This is a genomic window from Halomonas sp. 111 (genome assembly GCF_052379685.1).
Classification (GTDB): domain Bacteria; phylum Pseudomonadota; class Gammaproteobacteria; order Pseudomonadales; family Halomonadaceae; genus Vreelandella; species Vreelandella citrativorans.
This window is the reverse complement of record NZ_JBQSYV010000002.1, coordinates 87,202-109,246: the sequence shown is the minus strand read 5'-3', so window position 1 is coordinate 109,246 and position 22,045 is coordinate 87,202. Positions and strand designations below refer to the sequence as shown.

General features: G+C 52.1%; 23 protein-coding genes. 18 read left to right on the top strand and 5 right to left on the bottom strand.

From position 1 onward, the window contains the following. Positions 1–45 precede the first annotated feature (45 nt). From ACT3T7_RS01930 to ACT3T7_RS01905, 6 genes are all read left to right on the top strand, one after another. The gene (locus ACT3T7_RS01930; protein WP_444629887.1) at positions 46–3,816 is read left to right on the top strand and encodes a nitrate reductase subunit alpha; all 3,771 of its coding nucleotides are present in this window, start codon (positions 46–48) and stop codon (positions 3,814–3,816) included. Further along, positions 3,813–5,375: a nitrate reductase subunit beta gene (gene narH, locus ACT3T7_RS01925; protein ID WP_193056418.1), complete on the top strand. Its 1,563-nt coding sequence runs from the start codon at positions 3,813–3,815 to the stop codon at positions 5,373–5,375. The genes ACT3T7_RS01930 and narH overlap by 4 nt, the downstream gene beginning before the upstream one ends. Continuing rightward, positions 5,368–6,150: a nitrate reductase molybdenum cofactor assembly chaperone gene (gene narJ / locus ACT3T7_RS01920; RefSeq protein ID WP_444629886.1), complete on the top strand. Its 783-nt coding sequence runs from the start codon at positions 5,368–5,370 to the stop codon at positions 6,148–6,150. The genes narH and narJ overlap by 8 nt, the downstream gene beginning before the upstream one ends. A gap of 13 nt (positions 6,151–6,163) precedes the next feature. Continuing rightward, positions 6,164–6,853 carry a respiratory nitrate reductase subunit gamma gene (narI, locus tag ACT3T7_RS01915; RefSeq protein ID WP_087105405.1) on the top strand — a complete coding sequence of 230 codons (690 nt, stop codon included), beginning with the start codon at positions 6,164–6,166 and terminating at the stop codon, positions 6,851–6,853. A gap of 25 nt (positions 6,854–6,878) precedes the next feature. After that, on the top strand, positions 6,879–7,691 hold the full coding sequence (locus ACT3T7_RS01910; protein ID WP_444629885.1) for a peptidylprolyl isomerase: 813 nt from the start codon (positions 6,879–6,881) through the stop codon (positions 7,689–7,691). A 92-nt stretch (positions 7,692–7,783) separates the two neighbouring features. Continuing rightward, positions 7,784–8,008: a hypothetical protein gene (locus tag ACT3T7_RS01905; RefSeq protein ID WP_172116663.1), complete on the top strand. Its 225-nt coding sequence runs from the start codon at positions 7,784–7,786 to the stop codon at positions 8,006–8,008. A 90-nt stretch (positions 8,009–8,098) separates the two neighbouring features. On the opposite strand, the gene ACT3T7_RS01900 is transcribed toward ACT3T7_RS01905, so the two are convergent. Continuing rightward, a complete protein-coding gene (locus ACT3T7_RS01900; protein ID WP_172116662.1) occupies positions 8,099–8,293 on the bottom strand; it encodes a hypothetical protein in 195 nt (64 codons plus the stop codon). Positions 8,294–9,103: 810 nt separating this feature from the next. On the opposite strand from ACT3T7_RS01900, the gene ACT3T7_RS01895 reads away from it, so the two are divergent. The 3 genes from ACT3T7_RS01895 to ACT3T7_RS01885 all read left to right on the top strand — a co-directional run bounded on the left by ACT3T7_RS01895 (position 9,104) and on the right by ACT3T7_RS01885 (position 11,845). Further along, positions 9,104–10,903 (top strand): thiamine pyrophosphate-requiring protein, encoded by a 1,800-nt coding sequence (locus ACT3T7_RS01895; protein ID WP_444629884.1) that lies wholly within the window; start codon positions 9,104–9,106, stop codon positions 10,901–10,903. Positions 10,904–10,932: 29 nt separating this feature from the next. Then, positions 10,933–11,544, top strand: a complete 612-nt coding sequence (locus ACT3T7_RS01890) for a flavodoxin family protein (protein WP_444629883.1) — start codon at positions 10,933–10,935, stop codon at positions 11,542–11,544. Between the two features lie 94 nt (positions 11,545–11,638). Beyond that, positions 11,639–11,845: a hypothetical protein gene (locus tag ACT3T7_RS01885; protein ID WP_172116659.1), complete on the top strand. Its 207-nt coding sequence runs from the start codon at positions 11,639–11,641 to the stop codon at positions 11,843–11,845. A gap of 93 nt (positions 11,846–11,938) precedes the next feature. On the opposite strand, the gene ACT3T7_RS01880 is transcribed toward ACT3T7_RS01885, so the two are convergent. After that, positions 11,939–12,127, bottom strand: coding sequence for a hypothetical protein (locus ACT3T7_RS01880; RefSeq protein ID WP_172116773.1), 189 nt, complete (start codon positions 12,125–12,127; stop codon positions 11,939–11,941). A gap of 206 nt (positions 12,128–12,333) precedes the next feature. Between ACT3T7_RS01880 and ACT3T7_RS01875 the strand changes: the two genes are divergently transcribed. The 8 genes from ACT3T7_RS01875 to ACT3T7_RS01840 all read left to right on the top strand — a co-directional run bounded on the left by ACT3T7_RS01875 (position 12,334) and on the right by ACT3T7_RS01840 (position 16,718). Further along, complete coding sequence (locus tag ACT3T7_RS01875; protein WP_444629882.1) at positions 12,334–12,915, top strand: hemerythrin domain-containing protein; 582 nt, start codon at positions 12,334–12,336, stop codon at positions 12,913–12,915. A gap of 141 nt (positions 12,916–13,056) precedes the next feature. Continuing rightward, positions 13,057–14,061: an aldo/keto reductase gene (locus ACT3T7_RS01870; protein ID WP_444629881.1), complete on the top strand. Its 1,005-nt coding sequence runs from the start codon at positions 13,057–13,059 to the stop codon at positions 14,059–14,061. 124 nt (positions 14,062–14,185) lie between these two features. Next, positions 14,186–14,341, top strand: a complete 156-nt coding sequence (locus ACT3T7_RS01865; RefSeq protein ID WP_172116656.1) for a hypothetical protein — start codon at positions 14,186–14,188, stop codon at positions 14,339–14,341. 193 nt (positions 14,342–14,534) lie between these two features. Beyond that, a complete protein-coding gene (locus ACT3T7_RS01860) occupies positions 14,535–15,215 on the top strand; it encodes a Bax inhibitor-1/YccA family protein (protein WP_172116655.1) in 681 nt (226 codons plus the stop codon). Positions 15,216–15,298: 83 nt separating this feature from the next. After that, complete coding sequence (gene tusD / locus ACT3T7_RS01855) at positions 15,299–15,688, top strand: sulfurtransferase complex subunit TusD (protein WP_444629880.1); 390 nt, start codon at positions 15,299–15,301, stop codon at positions 15,686–15,688. A gap of 11 nt (positions 15,689–15,699) precedes the next feature. Beyond that, positions 15,700–16,065, top strand: coding sequence for a sulfurtransferase complex subunit TusC (tusC, locus tag ACT3T7_RS01850; RefSeq protein ID WP_444629879.1), 366 nt, complete (start codon positions 15,700–15,702; stop codon positions 16,063–16,065). 13 nt (positions 16,066–16,078) lie between these two features. Next, entirely contained in the window at positions 16,079–16,366 is a 288-nt protein-coding gene (gene tusB, locus ACT3T7_RS01845) for a sulfurtransferase complex subunit TusB (RefSeq protein ID WP_193053576.1), read from the top strand. Position 16,367: 1 nt separating this feature from the next. Then, entirely contained in the window at positions 16,368–16,718 is a 351-nt protein-coding gene (locus tag ACT3T7_RS01840) for a TusE/DsrC/DsvC family sulfur relay protein (protein WP_444629878.1), read from the top strand. Positions 16,719–16,746: 28 nt separating this feature from the next. On the opposite strand, the gene ACT3T7_RS01835 is transcribed toward ACT3T7_RS01840, so the two are convergent. Both ACT3T7_RS01835 and ACT3T7_RS01830 read right to left on the bottom strand, forming a co-directional pair. Next, a complete protein-coding gene (locus tag ACT3T7_RS01835) occupies positions 16,747–17,379 on the bottom strand; it encodes a helix-turn-helix domain-containing protein (protein ID WP_172116650.1) in 633 nt (210 codons plus the stop codon). A gap of 81 nt (positions 17,380–17,460) precedes the next feature. Continuing rightward, positions 17,461–18,402 (bottom strand): histone deacetylase family protein, encoded by a 942-nt coding sequence (locus ACT3T7_RS01830; RefSeq protein WP_444629877.1) that lies wholly within the window; start codon positions 18,400–18,402, stop codon positions 17,461–17,463. A gap of 105 nt (positions 18,403–18,507) precedes the next feature. On the opposite strand from ACT3T7_RS01830, the gene ACT3T7_RS01825 reads away from it, so the two are divergent. After that, complete coding sequence (locus ACT3T7_RS01825; protein ID WP_444629876.1) at positions 18,508–21,255, top strand: bifunctional acetate--CoA ligase family protein/GNAT family N-acetyltransferase; 2,748 nt, start codon at positions 18,508–18,510, stop codon at positions 21,253–21,255. Between the two features lie 106 nt (positions 21,256–21,361). Here the strand turns inward: ACT3T7_RS01825 and pdxH are convergent, their stop codons facing one another. Beyond that, entirely contained in the window at positions 21,362–22,006 is a 645-nt protein-coding gene (gene pdxH / locus ACT3T7_RS01820) for a pyridoxamine 5'-phosphate oxidase (RefSeq protein ID WP_172116647.1), read from the bottom strand. Positions 22,007–22,045: the final 39 nt, after the last annotated feature.

Here is a 22,045-nt window from a genome sequence, read left to right as displayed (position 1 = left end):
GCCTGTTTAGGCATTGCTTTCTTTTTGGCGCTAGGGAGATCGACCATGAGTCATTTCATTGACCGGCTAAATTTTTTCCGCAAAACGCGCGAGCCTTTTGCCAATGACCACGGCGAAGTTCGCCAGGAAGACCGCCAGTGGGAAGACAGTTACCGCCGCCGATGGCAACACGACAAGGTCGTCCGCTCTACCCACGGAGTTAACTGTACCGGCTCGTGTAGCTGGAAAATTTACGTCAAAAACGGCCTGGTGACATGGGAAACTCAGCAGACCGATTACCCGCGTACACGCCCCGACCTGCCTAATCATGAGCCTCGCGGCTGCCCACGAGGGGCGAGCTACTCGTGGTACCTTTACAGTGCTAACCGTCTCAAGTATCCCCTTGTCCGTAAACCGCTGTTGGCGCTTTGGCGTGCAGCGTTAAGTGAAAAAGGCGACCCGGTAGAGGCCTGGGCTTCTATTGTTGAAGACCCGGCCAAAACAAAAGAGTACAAACGCGCCCGCGGCATGGGCGGCTTTGTTCGTGGCAACTGGGATGAGCTTAATGAGTTAATCGCGGCTTCCAACGTTTATACCGCCAAACAGTACGGGCCTGATCGCATCATTGGCTTTTCGCCTATCCCTGCCATGTCGATGGTCAGTTACGCCGCCGGTAGCCGCTACCTGTCGTTAATCGGCGGCGTATGCATGAGCTTTTACGACTGGTACTGCGATTTGCCACCCGCCTCGCCGATGACGTGGGGCGAACAAACCGATGTTCCCGAATCTGCCGACTGGTACAACTCAGGCTATATCATTGCCTGGGGGTCGAATGTGCCTCAGACCCGTACGCCAGACGCCCACTTCTTCACCGAGGTTCGCTATAAGGGCACCAAAACCGTTTCCATTACCCCCGATTACGCCGAGGTTTCCAAACTCACAGATGAGTGGCTCTCTGCCAAACAGGGCACCGACGCAGCACTCGCCATGGCCATGGGCCACGTCATTCTCAAAGAGTTTCATCTTGAAAATCCCAGCGCCTACTTTACCGATTACGTGCGCCGGTATACCGATATGCCCTGCCTGGTCGAGCTGGAGCCACGCGATGATGGCTCCCTAGTGCCCGGGCGCCAACTGCGCGCCAGTGACATTGCTGATCACCTGGGGCAGGAAAATAATCCTGAATGGAAAACACTGGTTTGGGATGACGCACGTGATCAGCTGGTAGTCCCGCAGGGCTCTATTGGTTTCCGGTGGGGGGAAGAAGAAGCTCACCAGGGTAAATGGAACCTGGAGCCTTTGGATGCCGACGGCGTTGAGATTTCACCTCTCCTGAGCCTTGCCGAGCGCCATGACGACGTCGCGCGCGTGGCTTTTCCCTATTTCGGCGGTATCGAGCATAAGCACTTTGCGCATGTAGAAGGCGAAAGTGGCGACCGCTTGTTCCATAGCCTGCCCGCTAAGCGGCTGCAAAAAGCCGATGGCAGCAGCGTACTGGTGGTGACGGTCTTTGACCTGATGTGTGCCAACTACGGTATCGACCGAGGGTTTGGTCAAGCGGGTGAGGACGATGGGGCTACCGACTATGCTCAGATAAAACCCTACACCCCCGCTTGGCAGGAAAAAATTACCGGCGTCTCGGCAGAGCAGTGTACCCGCATCGCTCGAGAATTTGCCGATAATGCCCACAAGACACGTGGGCGCTCCATGATTATCGTGGGTGCCGGTATGAACCACTGGTACCACATGGACATGAACTACCGCGGCTTGATCAATATGCTGATCATGTGCGGGTGTATCGGTCAGAGTGGCGGCGGCTGGGCACACTATGTGGGGCAGGAAAAATTGCGCCCCCAAACGGGCTGGCTGCCCTTGGCATTTGGGCTTGATTGGACGCGCCCACCGCGCCATATGAACTCTACGTCATTCTTCTATAACCACTCTTCGCAGTGGCGCTATGAGAAGCTTGAGATCAAAGAGATTCTTTCGCCACTGGCTGACCCACGTCGTCATACCGGAAGCCTGATCGACTATAACGTACGCGCCGAGCGTATGGGCTGGCTGCCTTCTGCTCCTCAGCTAACCACGAATCCGCTGCATTTAGCGGGCAAGGCCAAAGACGCCGGTATGGCCACCAAGGATTATGTCGTTCAGCAATTAAAAGCCGGCGAGCTTTCCTTTGCTGCCGAAGACCCGGATAACCCCCAGAACTTCCCGCGTAACATGTTTATCTGGCGCTCCAACCTGCTGGGTAGCTCCGGTAAAGGGCACGAGTACATGCTCAAGTACCTGCTGGGGACTCGGCACGGCATTCAGGGGAAAGACCTGGGCGATTTTGGCGGACAGAAGCCTGAAGAGGTTAAATGGCACGACGAGGCGCCTGAAGGCAAGCTTGATCTATTAGTCACGCTCGATTTTCGTATGTCGACGACTTGCCTCTATTCGGACATCGTGCTACCCACGGCGACCTGGTATGAAAAGAACGACCTTAATACCTCTGACATGCACCCGTTTATCCATCCGCTAACGGCTGCCACTGATCCTGCCTGGGAGTCGCGCAGCGATTGGGATATTTATAAAGGCATCGCCAAGGCATTCTCCAAAGCGTGTGTGGGCCACTTGGGTGAAGAGACGGATTTAGTCACGCTACCCATGCAGCACGACTCCCCGGGCGAGCTCGCGCAGATAGATGTAAAGGATTGGAAGAAGGGAGAGTGCGCGCCCATCCCCGGCAAAACCATGCCTGCATTGATAGAAGTACAGCGCGATTACCCCGCCACGTACGAGCGTTTTACCTCACTTGGCCCGGCGCTTGAAAAGCTCGGTAATGGTGGCAAAGGCATCAGTTGGAACACGGATAGCGAAATAGAACTGATCGGCAAACTGAATCACGTTAAGCATGAAGGCCCGGCAAAAGGGCGCCCGAACATCGAAAGCGCTATTGACGCGGCTGAAACCGTACTGACGCTGGCGCCAGAAACCAATGGTCAGGTAGCGCTCAAGGCGTGGGAGGCGCTCTCCAAAATTACCGGACGCGATCACTCGCATCTGGCACGACCTAAAGAGGATGAAAAAATCCGCTTTAGCGATATCGTGGCGCAACCGCGCAAGATCATTTCCAGCCCCACGTGGTCGGGCCTGGAGGATGAACACGTCTCCTATACCGCCGGGTATACCAACGTTCATGAGCTGATTCCGTGGCGCACGGTCAGTGGCCGTCAGCAGTTCTATCAGGATCATGCCTGGATGCGTGACTTTGGCGAAAGCCTGTTGGTGTATCGCCCACCGATCAATACCCGCGCCGCGGAAAATTTCAAGCTGCCCGAGGATAACGGTTTCAAAAGCAAGGCGCTGAATTTCCTGACACCGCACCAAAAGTGGGGGATTCACTCCACCTACTCCGACAACCTGCTGATGTTGACGCTGAACCGCGGTGGCCCCGTGGTGTGGCTTTCCGAAGCTGACGCCGCCGATATCGATATTCAGGACAACGACTGGATAGAGGTTTATAACGCCAATGGCTCGATTGCTGCCCGCGCCGTGGTCAGCCAGCGCGTTAAGGATGGCATGGTGATGATGTACCACGCCCAGGAGCGTCAGGTGAACGTACCCGGTTCGGAAATTACCGGCACGCGTGGTGGTATTCATAACTCTGTGACGCGTGTTTGCCCTAAACCCACTCATATGATCGGCGGCTACGCCCAGCTCGCTTACAGCTTCAACTACTACGGCACCGTAGGCTCGAACCGCGATGAGTTCGTGCTGGTACGCAAGATGAAGCATATCGAATGGCTGGATGGTGAAGGCCAGGATGACGTTCAGGAGGCCGTGAAATGAAAATTCGCTCTCAGGTAGGCATGGTCCTCAACCTTGATAAGTGCATTGGTTGTCACACCTGCTCAGTAACGTGCAAAAACGTCTGGACTAGCCGCGAAGGTGTCGAGTATGCCTGGTTCAACAACGTTGAGACCAAGCCGGGTATCGGCTATCCCAAGGAGTGGGAAAACCAGGCCAAGTGGAAGGGCGGTTGGATGCGCAGCCGTGATGGCAAGATTGAGCCGCGTATTGGCGGTAAATGGCGCGTATTGGCCAATATCTTCGCCAACCCCGACTTACCCGCTATTGATGACTACTACGAACCTTACACCTTCGATTACCAGCATCTGCACACTGCCAAGCCCGGCCAGCACCAGCCGGTAGCCCGCCCGCGTTCACTGATCTCTGGCGAGCGTATGAAGAAAATTGAATGGGGCCCTAACTGGGAGGAAATTCTAGGCACCGAGTTTGCCAAGCGCCGCAAGGACATCAACTTCGAACAGGTGCAGGCAGATATCTATGGCCAGTTCGAAAACACCTTCATGATGTATCTGCCGCGCTTGTGTGAGCACTGCCTTAATCCTACCTGCGTGGCAAGCTGCCCCAGTGGCGCCATTTATAAACGTGAAGAAGACGGCATCGTACTGATTGACCAGGATAAATGCCGCGGCTGGCGGATGTGTATTTCCGGTTGCCCCTACAAGAAGATCTACTACAACTGGAAAAGCGGCAAATCCGAGAAGTGCATTTTCTGTTACCCGCGTATTGAGTCGGGCCAGCCAACTATCTGCTCAGAAACCTGCGTGGGGCGCATTCGTTATTTGGGTGTTCTGCTTTATGACGCTGACCGCATTGAGGAAGTCGCAAGTTCCGCCGACGAGCAGGACTTGTACCACCGCCAGCGCGACATTTTCCTGGACCCTCATGACCCCGAGGTTATTGCCCAAGCCAAGAAAGACGGTATTCCCGACAACGTCATTCAGGCCGCTCAGGCATCGCCTGTCTACAAACTGGCCATTGATTGGGAGCTGGCGCTTCCGCTGCACCCTGAATACCGCACGTTGCCCATGGTCTGGTACGTACCGCCGCTGTCGCCCATTCAGTCTGCGGCCGAAGCGGGTAAGGTCGAGTTCGATGGCGTGATGCCAAAAATTGAGTCGCTGCGCATCCCGGTGAAGTACTTGGCCAATATGCTGACCGCCGGGGAAGAAGCCCCCGTTGTGCTCGCGCTTAAGCGTTTGATGGCGATGCGCCTTTATATGCGCGGTAAGCATGTTGAAGGAGAAGCGGATATCAGCGTGCTGGAAGATGTGGGTCTAAGCGTTGCTCAGGTGGAGGATATGTACCGCTATCTGGCAATCGCCAACTATGAAGATCGGTTCGTGATTCCAACCAGCCACCGCGAGATGGCGCGCGACGCCTTCCCGGAACGGGGTGGGTGCGGATTCACCTTTGGTGACGGGTGCAACGGCGAGAGCACGGCGAACCTGTTCAACGGTCGGCCTGTTGAAAGCACGATGGTGAAACCGGTCAATGTTTTTGATCCGCAGGCGCAATCCGAGGAGGCGCGTCATGAGTAATCTGGCAGAACCGCTCTTGACCCCAGAGCAACAGACCATGCGCAGCCTGCGCGTACTGTCGCGGTTGCTTGACTACCCGACAGCTGAATTGCAGCAGGCCGTAGGGGAGCTTGTCGAGATCGTGGCCGCGGAGAGTCGCTGGCCCGCTTCGTTACGCCAACGTTTGATGAGTTGGTGTCAGCAAATTGCCGATAGCGAGCTTTTAAGCCTTCAAGCCGAGTATGTCGCGCTTTTCGAACAGGGCCGGGCTACATCGATGCTGCTGTTTGAACACGTACACGGAGAATCACGAGAGCGTGGCCAGGCCATGGTGGATCTCATGGATGAGTATCGAAAGGCGGGTTTTGAGCTAGACGCCCGGGAGCTTCCTGACTATTTACCGCTGTTCCTGGAGTATCTCTCCACGCGAAGCGATGCGGAAATGGCCCGCTGGATTGGCAATATTCGCCATATTCTGGCGCTACTTGCCGCTCGCCTGGAAGAGCGTGATAGCGACTATGCCCTGGTGACCCATGCGCTGCTGGCGCTCATCGGCGCCGAAGCGGACATAAACGCGCATCGCTCCGTTGTGAAGGCGGAAAAGCCTGACAATACCCCCGAAGCGCTGGATGCCGTATGGGAAGAGGAAGCCGTACGTTTTTCTGCGGCATCCGACGAGGACTGTGCGTTGCAATCTGCCGAAGGGCGTCGCTTGGCTGAACGCAAGCAGGGTGTTCAACACGATGCCGTTCGCATTCTCTCTCCCGGAGCCCAGCCTCCGGCAATGGGTCGTTAACAGGAGAATCTCAATGTCCGCTATTACGACTTACCTCGAGTATTTTATCTACGGCTACTATCCCTATCTCGCCGGTACCGTATTTCTGTTTGGGAGCCTGGTGCGTTTTGACTACGGGCAGTACACCTGGAAGACCGGCTCCAGCCAGATGCTGTCGACCAAAAACATGCGCCTGGCCAGCAATCTCTTCCATATCGGCATCATTACCATCTTTTTTGGCCACTTGGTTGGTCTGCTTACCCCACACTGGATGTATGAGCACTTTCTTCTCCCTAGCACCAAGCAACTGCTTGCCGTGGTGATTGGTGGTATTGCCGGCGTGTTGTGTGTGATCGGCGGGGCGATGCTGCTTTATCGGCGGATGTTCAATCCACGTGTGCGCGCCTCATCGAGTAAAATGGATACGCTGATTCTGGCTATTTTGCTTATTCAGGCATGCCTTGGGCTGACGACCATTTTCTTCACGCTGGGCCATATGGATGGCGAAATGATGCTGACATTGGCAAGCTGGGCACAGGCCATTGTGTTCTTTAACGGCGGCGCAGCGAACTATCTGCAAGATGTTTCCTGGATATTCAAGCTGCATATCTTTTTGGGGCTAACCATTATCCTGTTGTTCCCTTTCACTCGGCTAGTGCATGTATGGAGCGCGCCTTTCGGTTATCTGACCCGGCGCTATCAATTAGTGCGTAAACGCGGCTAAGCGCTAATTTATCAGGAGAGTTGTTATGCAAGTGATTGATATCGAAGCGCTGCCAAGTGAAGCCACGCTACCATTGATACAGGTTGGCAGCCGCGCTATTGAAGAAAGCGACATTGCCCATGAAATGCAGTATCACCCGTCAGACAGTGCGGGGAGTGCCCAGCTTAAGGCTGCGCGGGCGTTGGTTGTCCGTGAGCTGCTGTGTCAGCAGGCCCAAGCGCAAGGGTTATTGGCTGATAATGAAACAGCGGATGACAAGGTGATTGCACAGCTTCTAGAGCAGGCGCTGAACGTGCCGGAGCCCAGCACCGAGGATTGCCAACGCTTTTATGCGCACCACCCCGAGCGTTTTAGTGAGCCCACACGCTTAAAGGTGCGTCATATTTTGCTGGCTGCGGCGCCTGAAGATGCTGTGGCTCGGGATGCACACTATCAGCAAGGCGTAACACTGCTGGAAACATTGAAGGACGATCCTGCGCGCTTTACGGAGTTTGCCCAGCGCCACTCAGCGTGTCCTTCCAACACCCAAGGTGGGGAACTCGGCTGGTTGGCCCAAGGGCAAACGGTTGCTGAACTTGACCGAGTGCTACACCACTTACCCAACGGCCTTCATGAGCGGCCCATTGCCTCCCGCTATGGTTGGCACTTGGTGGTGGTTGATGCCCGCGAGGAAGGGCAGTTGCTGCCTTACGAAGCCGTTACCGAACGTGTTCGCCATCACCTGGAGGAACAGGCAACGCGGCGCGCATTGCGCCACTACCTGTTGTCATTAGAGGCGGAGATAGGCGTCCAGGGAATCGCGCTTGACGACGACGCGGGCGGTAGCCTGATGCAATAGGACCACTCTGCGTGGTTATCGGCTTGCCCGGACTTTATGGAACCATTTCTTTCTTCTAAGGTTGAAGTGATATAGGAAAAAGGAGAACGGCCATGGAACATGTCGATAAGTGTCAGAAATGTGGTAAGGAATATATCGCCGACGCAAACGATACGGAAAATGCCCTCCCAACGTGTGGCACTTGTGGTGCAGAAATATACAGCGGGGGGGCGAACTCAGAGTTTAGCGTGACAGGTGATAATGATGATGAGCATCCGATTGAAAGGGGATTGCGAAAAGTCACCGATGAAATTACCGGAGATAAAAAGAAAGTTTGATTGAACCGCTTGTGGCTGAAAACTCTCATAGACTCCGCCACCCTTGGCCTAGACGTCGTTACGGCTAGCCAAGGGTCGCAGAACTAAATATCACGCTACATCGTTATGTTGCTCTGCTAATGCCCTGCGTAGCTTGGCGTTTTCAGTAGCCAATATCTTGTTTTCGGCGATAAGCCCATATTTTTCAGATTCAAGGCTGTCGACACGGTTAATAAGCTGGTTGATAACCAAACGCCGGTAAATAGCTGAAAACGCAATTTTGGTACCCTGATGAACAGCGATCATCACTTTCTCCTCCATGAGTTATGTATCAACCCGAATACGGGTGATGAAAGACTATAGGCCTTTTTTCATCTAATGTTACATACTATTTTTAAATCAAAAGAACGTTTCTTATTGTTAATTTGTATTAGAGTGCATGGCGTCCTCAATAAGTATGATAAATAAGATTATAGTTATAACTACTTATGGCTAAGTTTCTACTACTTAACCCGAAGTGGATTAGCAGGTGGCCTCATTGTTTGGCTAGTTGGCTAACTAACAGAGTTACTGCAGGTTAATAAATAAGTGCGTTTTTACTATCAATTATACTATGTTACTTACAGGCCATTTTTAGTGTGGCAATCTCAACCCACTGGACAAGGATGTTCAGCAAGGAGTAGTGAGTCAGGAAGACTCCCTAAGGATGGGCAGGCAGGAAGCTTGCGGAGTGTACAAGGATGCAACGTTAAAGCCCGGCCTCTGGTCGGGCTTCTTGCTTTAAGCGTAAAAGTAAATAACGTATATCTAGATTATATCGTCGGTTACGCTGGGTTCGCCTTGCCCAAGTGTAAAATAGTTGGCATCGAAATCACTAAATTCTTCTCAGGTGCGAGGCATACATTTCGTTATGGTGGGTAATCCATGAGAATTAAAAAAATGAACATGACCGCTTAGCAACCAAACTAGCCTACTCTACAGGTTGTTGTTTAATAATAATTAACAAGAAGCCCTGCCAAGTTGACCTTTGCTGATACCCGTATCTATACCTATAGGCCTAGTGAACATTTATATGAAAGTGACGAGCTAAGGCGTAGCTTTGCCATGGAGGCTTAAATGAGTAAGCAGCTGGTAGGTGATTTTCTGGTTCAACGTTTGGGTGAGTGGGGTGTTAAACGTATTTTCGGGTATTCGGGGGATGGCAGCAACGGCATCATGGGGGCATTACAACGAGCGGGTGACCAGTTCGAGTTCGTGCAAGCCCGTCATGAGGAGATGGCGGCATTCATGGCGTGTGCTCATGCCAAGTTTACGGGGGAAGTGGGTGTGTGTACCGCGACTTCCGGGCCTGGTGCCATTCATCTGCTTAATGGCTTGTACGATGCCAAAAAAGATCATCAGCCAGTCGTCGCCATTGTTGGCCAGCAAGCACGTGCGGCCTTGGGCGGTGAATATCAGCAAGAAGTCGACCTGGTGTCGCTTTTCAAAGACGTCGCCCATGAATTCGTGCATATGGCGACCAGCCCAGCTCAGATACGCCACCTTATTGACCGCGCTATCCGTATAGCCCTCGCCGAGCGGACCGTGACGGTTATCATCGTTCCCAATGACCTTCAGTCCCAGCCTGCGGTTGAAACACCTGCGCATGCTCACGGTACTGTGCATTCGGGCGTGGGCTACTCAAGCCCCATTACCGTGCCTCATGACAATGATTTGCGCCAAGCCGCCCAAGTGTTAAATGAAGGAAAGAGAGTGGCGATGCTAGTGGGTGCTGGGGCTCTGAATGCGACCGATGAGATTATTCAGGTGGCTGACAGGCTAGGCGCTGGTGTCGCTAAGGCGCTACTGGGGCGTGCAGTGCTTCCTGACGACTTGCCTTTCGTTACCGGATCTATCGGGTTACTGGGTACTAACCCAAGCTGGGAGTTAATGGCCAACTGCGACACGCTATTGATGATTGGCTCAAGCTTCCCCTATTCGGAATTCTTACCGGAGGAGGGGCAGGCCCGGGGTGTACAAATCGATATTGATGGGCGCCAGGTGAGTATGCGTTACCCAATGGAGGTGAACCTTGTGGGTGATAGCGCGACTACCTTACAAGCGCTGTTGCCCTATTTAGAGCAGAAAACAGATCGTGGTTGGCGTCAAGATATTGAGAAAAGTGTTGCCCAATGGTGGGAAGTGCTTGAAGAGCGTGCCATGGCGGAGGCTGACCCGGTTAATCCGCAGCGTGTTTTTTGGGAGCTATCGCCGCGCCTGCCTGATAACTGCATTCTGACCAGCGATTCCGGTTCCGCTGCTAACTGGTACGCACGTGATCTCAAATTACGCCGTGGCATGATGGCATCGGTTTCTGGTGGACTTGCCACGATGGGAAATGGCGTTCCCTATGCGATAGCCGCCAAGTTCGCTTATCCCGAACGGGTGGCCATTGCATTGGTTGGAGACGGGGCCATGCAGATGAACGGTAATTCGGAGTTAATTACCATTGCCAAGTATTGGCAGCAGTGGGCGGACCCACGCTTGATCGTTATGGTGCTTAATAACCAGGACCTTAATCAAGTCACGTGGGAAATGCGGGTAATGGAAGGCGACCCGAAGTATGAAGCCTCGCAGGATCTCCCTGACTTTCCTTATGCCGAATATGCCGAGCTTATTGGGCTCAAGGGCATTAAGGTTAGCGATCCCGAGATGTTAGCGAATGCTTGGGAGCAGGCCTTAAGTGCTGACCGCCCCGTTGTGCTGGAAGTTATAACTGACCCTGATGTTCCGCCGATCCCGCCGCATATAAAGCCCGAACAGGCGAAAGCCTATATGGCAGCGCTTTTGCACGGCGATCCGGACGCGCTGGGTACGGTTAAAGCCTCGTTTCGGCAGTTCGCCCGGCAGATAACCCCCAAGCTTCGCAAGCACTGACACCCCAAGCCGCATAAAAGGAGAGTCTCATGTCGTTAAAAGCCTTGGCTATCAACTGTACGCTTAAAGCGTCACCCGCAGCGTCTTCTTGTGATCGACTTATATCCGAGACCTTGGCAGCGCTTGAGCGCCATGGCGTCACTGGCGAGAAAATCCGTGCTGCGGATTTTAATATTAAGCCCGGTGTGACATCGGATGAAGGTGAGGGTGATGATTGGCCGCAAATACGAAAGCAGATTCTGGATGCCAATATCTTCATCCTGGGTAGCCCTATCTGGTTAGGCCATCACTCCAGTATCTGTCAACGTGTATTAGAGCGACTGGATGCGTTTCTTGGCGAAACCGATGAGCAGGGACGAATGGTCTCGTATGGTCGGGTCGCCGGTGTCGTGGTGGTAGGTAATGAAGATGGCGCTCATCATATTGTTGCCGAGCTGTTTCAGGGGCTAAACGACGTTGGTTTTACCCTTCCTGCCAACGCATGCACCTATTGGGTAGGTGAAGCCATGCAGGGAGTCGACCTCAAGGATTTTGAGAAGACACCAGAAGCGACTCAGAGCGCTACGGCAGGCCTGGCGCTTAATTGTGTTCACTTGGCCACGTTATTAAAGCAGAACCCGTATCCACCACAAGAGAGCTAGGCGCTGAATGTGCTATAGGTGCACATACGCAGTTAATTCACTTCTCAGCTAAGCTGTAAAGGTATGTCGCACACAACACAAGGAGTAAGCTTAAATGGCATTTCCGAAACGATGTGCCCAATGTGGCAGCGAAGACTACCGTTTCCCTGAAAACACAGACGAAGATGACAATATCTACTGCAGTGCCTGCAATGCCGTCGTGGGAAATAAAAAAGAGCTGGCGAAAGAGGAGTTGGATGATGAAGGTGAGGGCGACCACCAGGTTGAGACGCTGCTTAGATCGTTAACGGGTAAAAAATAGCGGCCTCCTTCTGCTTGCTACATTATTATCGTCCACCAGCCTGTCAGCTTTCAGGCTGGTGGATGTTCAGCCGTCGTACTGTTATCGATACTACTAAGTCGTTGCATATTTTTTGTTAAGTTCATTAACGGCTTCATCTGCTTCAGGCTTGGTCGCACAACGTTTGCGCACCAAATCGCCATCTCTTTCTTCCTCCTCACGCAAGTCTACGACCCACCACTCAGGCTGGGCATCAATTTCAGCGCCTTCCTGAACCGCTCGATACACCATAAACGTCGCCATCATCCGCTCCCTGGTTTGAAATCCTTTTATAACGTAGCTGATGGCGTGCGGCTTGAATATGACGTCAGCCACCTGCCAATCAGTTTTAAAAAACCTTCTTAACATGTATTAGGTCACGCGCTGTGAGCTTGGAAATACCGATCAGGCGAGCTAGCTTGAAATGGAGCTGGCGGCTCATGGATTCTGAATAAGAGGGAGAGAAGGGTATGGATAACCACACGCAAGGCCAGACAGGAAACGGGTTGGACGTCATCAATATTTTAACGACTGACCACCAGGAAATGCTGGAGCTACTCGCCCAAGTAGAAAGCAGTAACGACCCCGAGCAGCGTCGAGACTTGATAGACGCCGCTATTGCCGAAGTGATGCGCCATGCCGTTGCTGAGGAAATGTATGTTTACCCTGCTATGGAGAAACATATTCCTAATGGGCGTGATGAAGTTGAGCACGATAAGAGAGAGCATGATGAATTGGTCAAGGTGATGAAGAAGCTAGAGGATGTCGATGCGTCAGACCCCTCGTTTATGACACTGACTAAAGAGATGGAAAAACAGCTTCGCCATCACATTGATGATGAAGAGTCCGACCAATTTCCCAAACTACGTAATCATATACCCGTTGATGAACTTATCGACTTGGGGAATAAAGTCGACGCTGCCAAAAAGCTAGCGCCGACACGGCCGCACCCTAGCGCACCTCATTCTGAGCTATTTCATAAGAGCGTCGGGCCGGGCGTCGGCATGGTTGATCGGCTACTGGATAAGCTTCAAGGCCGTCATACCGGTTAATAGGCTTTTGAAAACCTGCCGTCTGAAATTTATGGTTCGTTGCCGAAAGCCCCATGGTGTGCCGTGGGGCTTTCGTTCGTTGAGTTGTTAACTATTATACGGCATAACGGTACTGCAGAAATTTTCTTTCAGGGAATGCCTATGTCGATGTTTTTCCAGCGTCTTAAAGAAGTGTCTTCGCCTGCTGTTGGCCTTGGTTGTATGAACTTGTCTCATGGTTATGGTCAGCAGGTGTCTGAAAAAGACGCCCTGCGAGCATTGCATGAAGCGTTTGAAATGGGGTATCGGCACTTTGACACCGCGACACTGTATGGGGCCACGGCGAATGAGCGCTTGCTGGGCAATGCCTTAAAAGACAAGCGCCAAGCGCTGTTGTTGGCCAGTAAATGCGGTATGGCGATTGATGCTGAGACGGGAAAGCGGGTTATCAATGGTCGACCAGACATACTACGCCAACAGTGTGAGGCAAGCCTGACACGTTTAAAGACTGATCATATCGATATCTATTACCTGCACCGGCTTGATCCCGGCGTACCCGTCGAGGAGAGTGTCGGCGAACTGGGTAAGTTGGTCGATGAGGGTAAGATAGGCGGTGTGGGGCTGTCGGAGGTTTCAGCAAAAACGCTTTCCAAAGCGCATAAGGAGTATCCCATAGCAGCAGTGCAGTCAGAGTATTCTCTCTGGACACGCAACTCCGAAATTGCGCTCATTAAAGCCTGCCAAACACTTGATGTGGTGATGGTTGCATTTAGCCCCTTGGGTCGTGGTTTTTTGGCAGGAGCGATTCAGGTCGATACAGTGTTTGGTGAGGGCGATATGCGGGCTAATATGCCTCGTTTTAACGCTGACAATCTGCCTAAAAATCTCGCGGTGCTTTCACGCTTTCAGGCGCTAGCCCAGTCGCTTGACGTGACTACCGCCCAATTGGCACTGGCCTGGGTAAAAGCACAAGGTAGCCATATAGTGCCCATCCCTGGGACTTGCTCAATCGCTCATATGCGTGAAAACCTGGCAGCCGATAGTTGGTTGCTCGATAAAAACTATCTCAGTGACCTCAACTCAATGATGACACCTGATCAGGTAGCCGGTGAACGGTATAGTCCAGCGCAGCAAGCGGACATTGATACGGAAGAGTTTACTCAGTAGACAAGGGATAGGGCGCTATTATTCATGGCAGGTTTTTATCGAATGCCGCTATTGCTTTCAGCCTGCTTTAAGCTAGCATTCAGCAAAAGGTTGGCTATCGCCAGCCTGGTTCAGGAAAGCCGCCATGATCAAAGCTTTAATCATCTGTTTTGCAGTGCTTTTCGTACAACTTGCAGTGCTGCATGTGGTTGATGCCCGGTTATATGCCTCGCAGGATATTCGCCAAACCGCCAGCAGCGCGGTGACTCCGCCGAAAAAAGATGAAGAAATAGAGCGTTAAAAACCACGACTGGCGATGACAATATCGTCAGTCGTGGTTTTTTCTGCAAGACGCCGCTATTCAAATCCGTCAATTCTTTCGTTAGAAAAAAGTTGAGTACTTTACATAAACGAAGCGATAAGGACTTGCGTCTGGAACTTGGTAACGGCATGCTGGTCTATTGTTAGCACTATTATTTGGGGAGCATACGTAGATGGCTTATAACGATCTAAACACGGCACAAACACGATCCAGTGGTGTTGCCAACAGCGTGAGCACCAATAAGGTACTGCGCAATACCTACGCATTATTGGCAATGACGCTGCTTTTCTCAGCAGTGGCCGCTGGCGCATCAGTGGCTATGGGTATCCAACAAATGAACATCTTTGTGTTCTTTATTGGGGCCTACGGCTTGATGTTCCTGGTACATAAAACGGCGAATTCTGCGGCTGGTTTGCTGGCCACCTTCGCTTTTACCGGTTTTATGGGATTCACACTGGGACCTATCATTTCAGCCTATTTAACGCTCCCTAACGGTGGCGCGTTGATTATGAATGCGCTGGCAATGACAGGCCTTACCTTCTTTGGCCTTTCAGCGGTTGCGTTAACGACCAAGAAGGATTTCAGCTTCTTAAGCAACTTCCTGCTGGCTGGCGCTATTGTACTAGTGCTTGCGATGGTTGCTGGCTTGATCTTTAACATTCCTGCCCTGTCACTGATGGTATCAGCAGGCTTTGTTCTGTTCGCCTCAGCGGCCATCCTGTATCAAACCAGTGAGATCATTCATCGTGCTGGTGAAACGAACTATATTCTGGCAACCGTTACGCTGTATGTTTCTATCTACAATCTGTTTATCAGCCTGCTTTCAATTTTAGGTATCATGAGCAACGACTAACCGATAGCGTTGTCAGCTGGTAACCGGACAGACCCTACTTGTAGGGTCTGTCTTTTTTTGGCTATCCGATTCGAGAGACGATAATGGAGTATGGTTTATTGGTGATGGGTGCGCCGTATACCAGCCCCGCACCACACTCTGCTTTAAGGTTTGCTCGTACGCTGTTGGCACAGGGGCACCACTTGTCAGGCGTATTCTTTTATCATGAAGGGGTGCACAACGCGTCTTCACTCATGGCCCCGCCCCAGGATGAACTTAACCTGCACGATGCCTGGGTCGAATTACACCGCGCGCATGACGTTCCCATGGACGTATGCATAGCGGCGGCACTAAGGCGTGGCTTGGCAAGTGAAGCGGAAGCGCTGCGTCATGGTAAAGCATCGTTTAATATAGATGCGCCCTTTGAGTTAACCGGGCTAGGGCAGTTGTTAACCTTACAGCAGCGCTGTGATCGTTTTATTACGTTTGCCTAACAGGAGAGCTAATGGCTGAGTCAAACAGCTTGCTGGTTATCATTCGTCATGCTCCTTACGGCTCCAACCTGCTGCGAGAAGGGCTGGATACAGCGCTGGTAGCGGCCGCATTTGGACAGCCTGTAGACCTGCTGTTCCTTGGGCAGGGCGCTATGGCGTTATTAAAAGAGCAAGGCAGTGGGGCGCCAGGGCAGAAAGCCAGCCTCCCCACCATCGATATGCTGGAGATGTACGATATCGAGCAGCTTTGGACCACCGAAGAGACCTTGGCCACTCTAGGAGTGCCCGCATCCACGTTGCGAGACGATGTACAGTTTTTGAAAGCTAAAACAATGCCTGGATTTCTTCAGCAGTACGCGCAAATACTTAATTTTTAGTGGGATGCTCAGTATGTTGCATATTTTAACCAAGGCGCTAAATAGCGATGCTGCGCAACAGATGCAGCAAGCCGTTGGTGAAGAGGATATCGTAGTACTGACGGAAGAAGGTGTACAAGCGGCGCTGAAAACGCACTGGGAAGGTTGGCAGGCGTATCAGTCACGCATCTTTCTGTTAGCAGAAGATGTCGCGGCGTGGGGCCTAAATGCTGCCGTTACAGCGAATGGCTTACCTATGGTTGATATGAACGGATTCGTTACGTTAACTGAGCACCACCCTCAAATTGTTACGTGGTACTAATATGTCGGATTCAAAAATATACCGTTATCTTGATTCGGATGAAGAAATTGGATTAGACCCTGAGGGGTACTTGGTAGAACAGTCGAAATGGTCAAAAGCTGTAGCTGAAATGCTGGCCAGTGATGAAGGGCTTGTATTAACTGAAGCACATTGGGAATTAATTGGTGTAATGCGTGATTTTTATAACCGCTATGAAATGGCGCCGGCTATGCGTCCCTTGGTAAAAGCCACGAAGAATGCGCTGGGAGAAGAGAAGGGAAAGTCGATGTATTTAATGTCGCTTTTCCCCGGCAGCCCTGCGAAACGTATAGCGCGACTTGCCGGGCTGCCTAAACCAACCAACTGTCTGTAGAAGCGGTAAGTTGAAGATAGGCTGGATGTTAAGCCAAATCGCCTCGGGTACAAACGGACAGAACAACCGCATCATCAGCACTGGTAGACACCAGTGCATGCCCCATATCACTATCAAAATAGATGCTGTCGCCTTCAACAAGCAGTAGCGGAGCATAAAACTCGCTGTACAGCATGATATCGCCATGAAGCACCATCAAAAACTCTTCGCCATCATGACGCACCCATTGGTGGTATTCGTCAAAGTTGCGTGCGCGCACAATGGTCTTAAAGGGAATCATGCGCTTTTGAGCCAGCTGGTGCCCCAGTAATTCATGCTCGTAAGTAGGCGTTGGATGTAGCTGCCCTTTGTCTTTACGCGTTAAGTCGCGTCGTCCCATGGTATAGCGTTCACGTTTGGGCGGCGTAAAGAGCTGGGGTAGATCGATATTAAGCCCAGTGGTGAGTTTTTGAACGACGCTAAACGTAGGCGAGACTTGATCATTTTCAATCTTTGAAAGGGTAGAGCGCGCTAGCCCGGTACGCTGGCTGACATCTTCCAGCGTCCATTGGTTAGCCAAGCGAATCTGCTTGAGCCGCGCGCCCAAGAGAAGCGGTTCTACAAACGGTTTGCTGCCGGAGGCAATACGCAGTGCGGCATGTTCTTCAGAAGTGGCGGTCATAATGGTCACATAAAAGACAGCAATAGGGACCATAGTAACATAGCGTTAGCGTCTGCCAGGGTATTCGCGAGTACAGAATATTTAACCTTCTTCTGAAAAAGGTAGCCCCAGCAAGGCTCTAATATGCGCCTCCACACCTCTTCCTAATGATTTAGGGTCGTAGCCACCTTCCAGTACAGAGACAACGCGGTTATCCGCATAAAGCGCCGCGATCTCCATTGCCAAATGCGTTATCCAATAATAGTCTTCATCACCCAGGCAGATATCGGCCATCGTATCGTCGCGATGAGCATCAAACCCTGCCGATATCATCACCAGGTCCGGTTTAAACGCATGAAGGGCGGGTAGCCACTGATGCTCAATGAGGCGTCGAAATTCAGCGCTGTCAGTGCCTGATTCTAGCGGCGTATTAACAACGTTGTGCCACTCACTACGCAGATAACGCCACGGGTAAAACGGGTACTGAAAGCTTGTACAGATCAGGACATCTGATCTGTCCTTAAAAATATCGATAGTTCCATTACACTGATGGACATCAAAGTCGAGGATAGCGATACGCTTGGCACCATACACGTCACGTGCATGGGCGGCACCTACGGCGATATTGTTATAAAAGCAAAAGCCCATCGCCTCGCTTGCTTCGGCATGATGGCCGGGAGGCCTAACGGCACAAAAAACATTATCAGCGTGGCCCTTAAACACCTGATCGACTGCTTTTATAGTGGCCCCGGCAGCAACCCGGGCAGCTTTTAAGCTATCCGGATTCATGAGCGTTTCACTGTCCAAGGCGACAATGCCTTCAGTAGGCACACATTTCTCTAAAGCATTAAGGTGCCGGGGCGGGTGTACTTTTGCCAACGCCTCAAAACTGGCTTCTTTGGCATCAGACTGCATGGTCTGCTGTAATAAACCGGCAAGTGAAAGGCGAGCGCGAATTGCTTCCAGACGCTGTGGACTTTCAGGATGTTCTGGTCCCATATGATGCAATGAGCAGTCTGGATGGGTAAGGTAAGAGGTGATCATTCAAGCGCTCCATTGTATTGAGGCCACCTTAATCGCCTCTGGGGCTTGCGCGACAGTGTCAATAAGTCGTACACCGTCGTTATTTACTTCAGGGGAGGCTCAATTTTGAGTACGCGCTTTTTGCATCATTTTTTTGAACCTCGCACGCTAGCCGTGTTTGGCGCCTCTGAAAAACCGGCCTCGCTGGGTGGGCTAGTGCTGAATAACCTGCAAGAGGGGGGCTTTAAAGGCACCCTGTGGGCGGTCAATCCAAAAGGTTATGACCAAGTATTCGGCGTGCCCTGTTTCAGCAGTGTAGCGGATTTGCCCGAAGTGCCGGACCTAGCGGTTGTTTGCTCGCCGATTAAAGGCGTTCCCAAATTAATTAAACGCCTGGGCGAGTTTGGTGTGAAAGCCGCGTTGGTGCTTTCCGGAGGCGCCTACCTGGACCGCGATAGCGACAATACAGGCTCTATTCGTGAGCGGATGTTAAAAGCCGCTATCGCCTCAGGTATTCGAGTGTTGGGCCCAGAGTGCATGGGTGTCATCGTCCCAAGCAAGCGTTTGAATGCCTCTTACGCCAGCCAGCCTGTCAAAGCGGGCCGTGTTGCGTACCTGGGCCAATCGGGCATGCTTGCCAACGCCATGATTGATTGGGCCGCTGGGCGCGATGTGGGGTTCTCTCACTTGATTACGGTGGGGGATAGCGTCGATGTTTTGTTGCCGGATTTAATCGACTACGTGAACCAGTTTTCACCCGCTCAGGCCATCTTATTACACCTGGAAAGGGTGAGTGACGCACAACATTTTATGACCTCTGTGCGCGATGCTTCGCGTAACCGCTTGGTACTTGCCATTAAAAGCGGCCGTACGCCGCAATCCGATATTTCGGGGATGGCACCTACGCCGGGTATTGCTAACCGTGATGTCGTTTTCGATGCGGCGTTTGCACGCGCTGGGGTGGTAAGGGTTGACGATTCTGATGAGCTATTGGATGCTCTGGAAACGCTCTCGCGCATGAAGCCACTGCGCGGTGATCGGTTAGCCATTGTTTCTAATGGCTTGGGTCCTGCCATGCTGGCGATTGATAAGCTGGTTAGCGCAGGCGGTAAGCTTGCCGTGTTTAGTGAGGAAACCCAAGCGGCGCTACATAAAAGCCAAGTCGATATAAGTAAGCCCGGCGAAAACCCGGTTGACCTGGGTGGCAACGCAACTCCTGCACGCTTTGTTGAGGCGCTGGAAATTGTGGCCGCTGATGCCAATGTCGATGCGGTGCTGGTGGTCCATGCCCCAACACGGTTGGCACCTTCAGCGATGACGGCTCAAGCCCTAATTGATAATCGCAAAAAATTTCGGCGAAACTTGCTGACCAGTTGGATGGGCCTGAAGGAAGCCCTTAATGCCCGCCATCTCTGCAACATCGCGGGTATACCGACCTATATTTCCCCGGAAAAAGCCGTTAAGGCTTTCATGCACATGGTAATTTACCAGCGTGTTCAAGCCTTGCTGCATGAAATTCCACCTAGCCTGCCATTTTCAACGAGCCCGGAAATACGTGCCCAGTGTCGGTCGCTGATCACCCAGGCAAAAGAGCAGGGGAGAAAGACACTCAGTCATTCAGAAACAGCCCAGGTACTTAAAGCGTATGGTATTCCTGCGGCGCCAAGTGTGTATCTGAGCAACCCTGAAGAGGCCGAATCCGCAGCTCAAAAAATCCAAGGGCCGATGGCTCTGAAAGTGGTTCATGAAGGTAATTGCCGGCCTTACCGATACCGTAAACATCCCCATAAAATGTCTGCCGGGCTGCTACAAGACCTGGAAACGCCTGCTGAAGTGGCGCAAGGGGTACGTCAGCTGGGTGATAAAGTACATGAGAAATTTCCCCAGTACACTATTCGCGAGTTCTGCTTACAGCCTATGCAGCGGGGTAAGCACTCCATGCAGATTTGTGCCGGAATTACCCGCGACCCGGTTTTCGGCCCGCTGATTGTGTTTGGTATTGGCGGCTATAAAGTCAATATTTTGGCAGACCGCCAGGTCGCTCTGCCACCGTTGAACATGAGCCTGGCGGCCGACGTCGTCGGCAGGACGCACGCAGCCTCTTTAATTCGTGAGCACTCCGCTGAACCTGAGCGCGACATTCAGCGGCTATGTCAGCTGTTAGTCAAGCTTTCGCAAATGGCATCTGATTTGGGGGATCTGCGAGGGTTGGAGATCAACCCGTTACTGCTTAATCGTGATGGCATGCTGGCGGTGGATTTTGCGATGGATTTAGGCACGCCTGCGCGCTTTGCCATCATGCCATACCCGGAAGAGTTGCGAGAGTGGGTAACGCTGAAAAACGGCTGGCAGGTAGAGGTACGCCCCATCAGGGCCGAAGATGCGCCTTTAATCACCGCTTTTCACCGTCAGCTATCGGAAGAGAGTATTCGTTTCCGCTACTTCCACAATAAGTCCAACCTCACTCAACGTGATTTATCGGTTTTGTCACATATTAATTATGATCGACAAATGGCATTTATCGCCGAGCACCAGCACGCAGATGGGCGTAAAGAGATGTTAGGCGTTGTGCGTGTGTGGAACGACCCTGACAATATACGCACCGAGTTTTCGGTGATCATCCGCGATGATTTACAAGGGCTTGGGATTGGCAGCCTGCTGATGAAGAAGATGGTCAATTACTGCACGCATATCGGTACGCTCGAAATGATAGGCAAAATCATGGTCGATAACCACCCAATGCGGGCGTTAATGAAACACTTGGGATTCACGTGCCGCTATAACATGGAAGAACAGGTGATTGATGCTGTCCTGCGCTTAAATGAGCCCGAAAGCGAGTGGCAGCGCCTTCGTCTGGAAAGTCTGCCCTATTAACCCGGCCAAGTGCACCACCTCTACATCACCACTACAGCAGGCCTGCCTAATTAACGTATCACCGAAACAGACCTGCGCTGAACAATAATGAGCGATCTTTATAGGGTTATGGGGCCAAGCGGAACTGGCTCCACTCTCCACCATCGCGACGCTCGAAACGTATACGGTCATGTAGTCGGCTGGGCTGGCCCTGCCAAAATTCAATCATGTCAGGTTGCAGGCGGTAGCCGCCCCAATGGATGGGCCGCGGGATTTCTTGCCCCTCATAGGCCTGTTCAAAGCGCTTCTGACGCTCCTCAATCCAGTTACGATCAGGAATGACAACGCTTTGCGTTGCAATCCAGGCGCCTAACTGGCTACCGCGAGGGCGGCTGGCAAAGTACTCATCCGATTCATCCGGCGCAACCTGTTCGACGGAACCTTCAATACGCACTTGGCGAGCAAGTGATGGCCACCAAAACGTCATTGCCGCAAACGGCACGTTGCTCAGCTCACTACCTTTATGGCTATGATAATTGGTGTAAAACACCATACCTTGCTCATCAAATCCTTTCAGCAATACAACGCGTGCATGCGGCCGCCCTTGGCTATCCACTGTTGCAAGCGTCATGGCATTGGCGTCTTTGTCCTCCTTCTCCATGGCCAGGCTAAACCACTCATCAAACAGCACGAAAGGCCCTTGAGTGACATGGGTTTCATCAAGCCTGCCACCTTCGTAATCACGCCGAATGTCGGCTATGTTGCGAGTCATTAGCGGAACTCCCTAAGTTTTAATAATACCCTGAATTTT

Excerpts from the sequence above, each read along its gene's own strand:
- narH (WP_193056418.1), top strand. The coding sequence starts at position 3,813 with ATGAAAATTCGCTCTCAGGTAGGCATGGTCCTCAACCTTGATAAGTGC.
- ACT3T7_RS01865 (WP_172116656.1), top strand. The coding sequence starts at position 14,186 with ATGATCAAAGCTTTAATCATCTGTTTTGCAGTGCTTTTCGTACAACTT.
- ACT3T7_RS01910 (WP_444629885.1), top strand. The coding sequence starts at position 6,879 with ATGCAAGTGATTGATATCGAAGCGCTGCCAAGTGAAGCCACGCTACCA.
- tusD (WP_444629880.1), top strand. The coding sequence starts at position 15,299 with ATGGAGTATGGTTTATTGGTGATGGGTGCGCCGTATACCAGCCCCGCA.
- ACT3T7_RS01885 (WP_172116659.1), top strand. The coding sequence starts at position 11,639 with ATGGCATTTCCGAAACGATGTGCCCAATGTGGCAGCGAAGACTACCGT.
- tusB (WP_193053576.1), top strand. The coding sequence starts at position 16,079 with ATGTTGCATATTTTAACCAAGGCGCTAAATAGCGATGCTGCGCAACAG.
- ACT3T7_RS01840 (WP_444629878.1), top strand. The coding sequence starts at position 16,368 with ATGTCGGATTCAAAAATATACCGTTATCTTGATTCGGATGAAGAAATT.
- ACT3T7_RS01860 (WP_172116655.1), top strand. The coding sequence starts at position 14,535 with ATGGCTTATAACGATCTAAACACGGCACAAACACGATCCAGTGGTGTT.
- narI (WP_087105405.1), top strand. The coding sequence starts at position 6,164 with ATGTCCGCTATTACGACTTACCTCGAGTATTTTATCTACGGCTACTAT.
- ACT3T7_RS01835 (WP_172116650.1), bottom strand. The coding sequence starts at position 17,379 with ATGACCGCCACTTCTGAAGAACATGCCGCACTGCGTATTGCCTCCGGC.
- pdxH (WP_172116647.1), bottom strand. The coding sequence starts at position 22,006 with ATGACTCGCAACATAGCCGACATTCGGCGTGATTACGAAGGTGGCAGG.
- ACT3T7_RS01880 (WP_172116773.1), bottom strand. The coding sequence starts at position 12,127 with ATGGCGACGTTTATGGTGTATCGAGCGGTTCAGGAAGGCGCTGAAATT.
- ACT3T7_RS01875 (WP_444629882.1), top strand. The coding sequence starts at position 12,334 with ATGGATAACCACACGCAAGGCCAGACAGGAAACGGGTTGGACGTCATC.
- ACT3T7_RS01895 (WP_444629884.1), top strand. The coding sequence starts at position 9,104 with ATGAGTAAGCAGCTGGTAGGTGATTTTCTGGTTCAACGTTTGGGTGAG.
- tusC (WP_444629879.1), top strand. The coding sequence starts at position 15,700 with ATGGCTGAGTCAAACAGCTTGCTGGTTATCATTCGTCATGCTCCTTAC.
- ACT3T7_RS01900 (WP_172116662.1), bottom strand. The coding sequence starts at position 8,293 with ATGATCGCTGTTCATCAGGGTACCAAAATTGCGTTTTCAGCTATTTAC.
- ACT3T7_RS01890 (WP_444629883.1), top strand. The coding sequence starts at position 10,933 with ATGTCGTTAAAAGCCTTGGCTATCAACTGTACGCTTAAAGCGTCACCC.
- ACT3T7_RS01930 (WP_444629887.1), top strand. The coding sequence starts at position 46 with ATGAGTCATTTCATTGACCGGCTAAATTTTTTCCGCAAAACGCGCGAG.
- narJ (WP_444629886.1), top strand. The coding sequence starts at position 5,368 with ATGAGTAATCTGGCAGAACCGCTCTTGACCCCAGAGCAACAGACCATG.
- ACT3T7_RS01830 (WP_444629877.1), bottom strand. The coding sequence starts at position 18,402 with ATGATCACCTCTTACCTTACCCATCCAGACTGCTCATTGCATCATATG.
- ACT3T7_RS01905 (WP_172116663.1), top strand. The coding sequence starts at position 7,784 with ATGGAACATGTCGATAAGTGTCAGAAATGTGGTAAGGAATATATCGCC.
- ACT3T7_RS01870 (WP_444629881.1), top strand. The coding sequence starts at position 13,057 with ATGTCGATGTTTTTCCAGCGTCTTAAAGAAGTGTCTTCGCCTGCTGTT.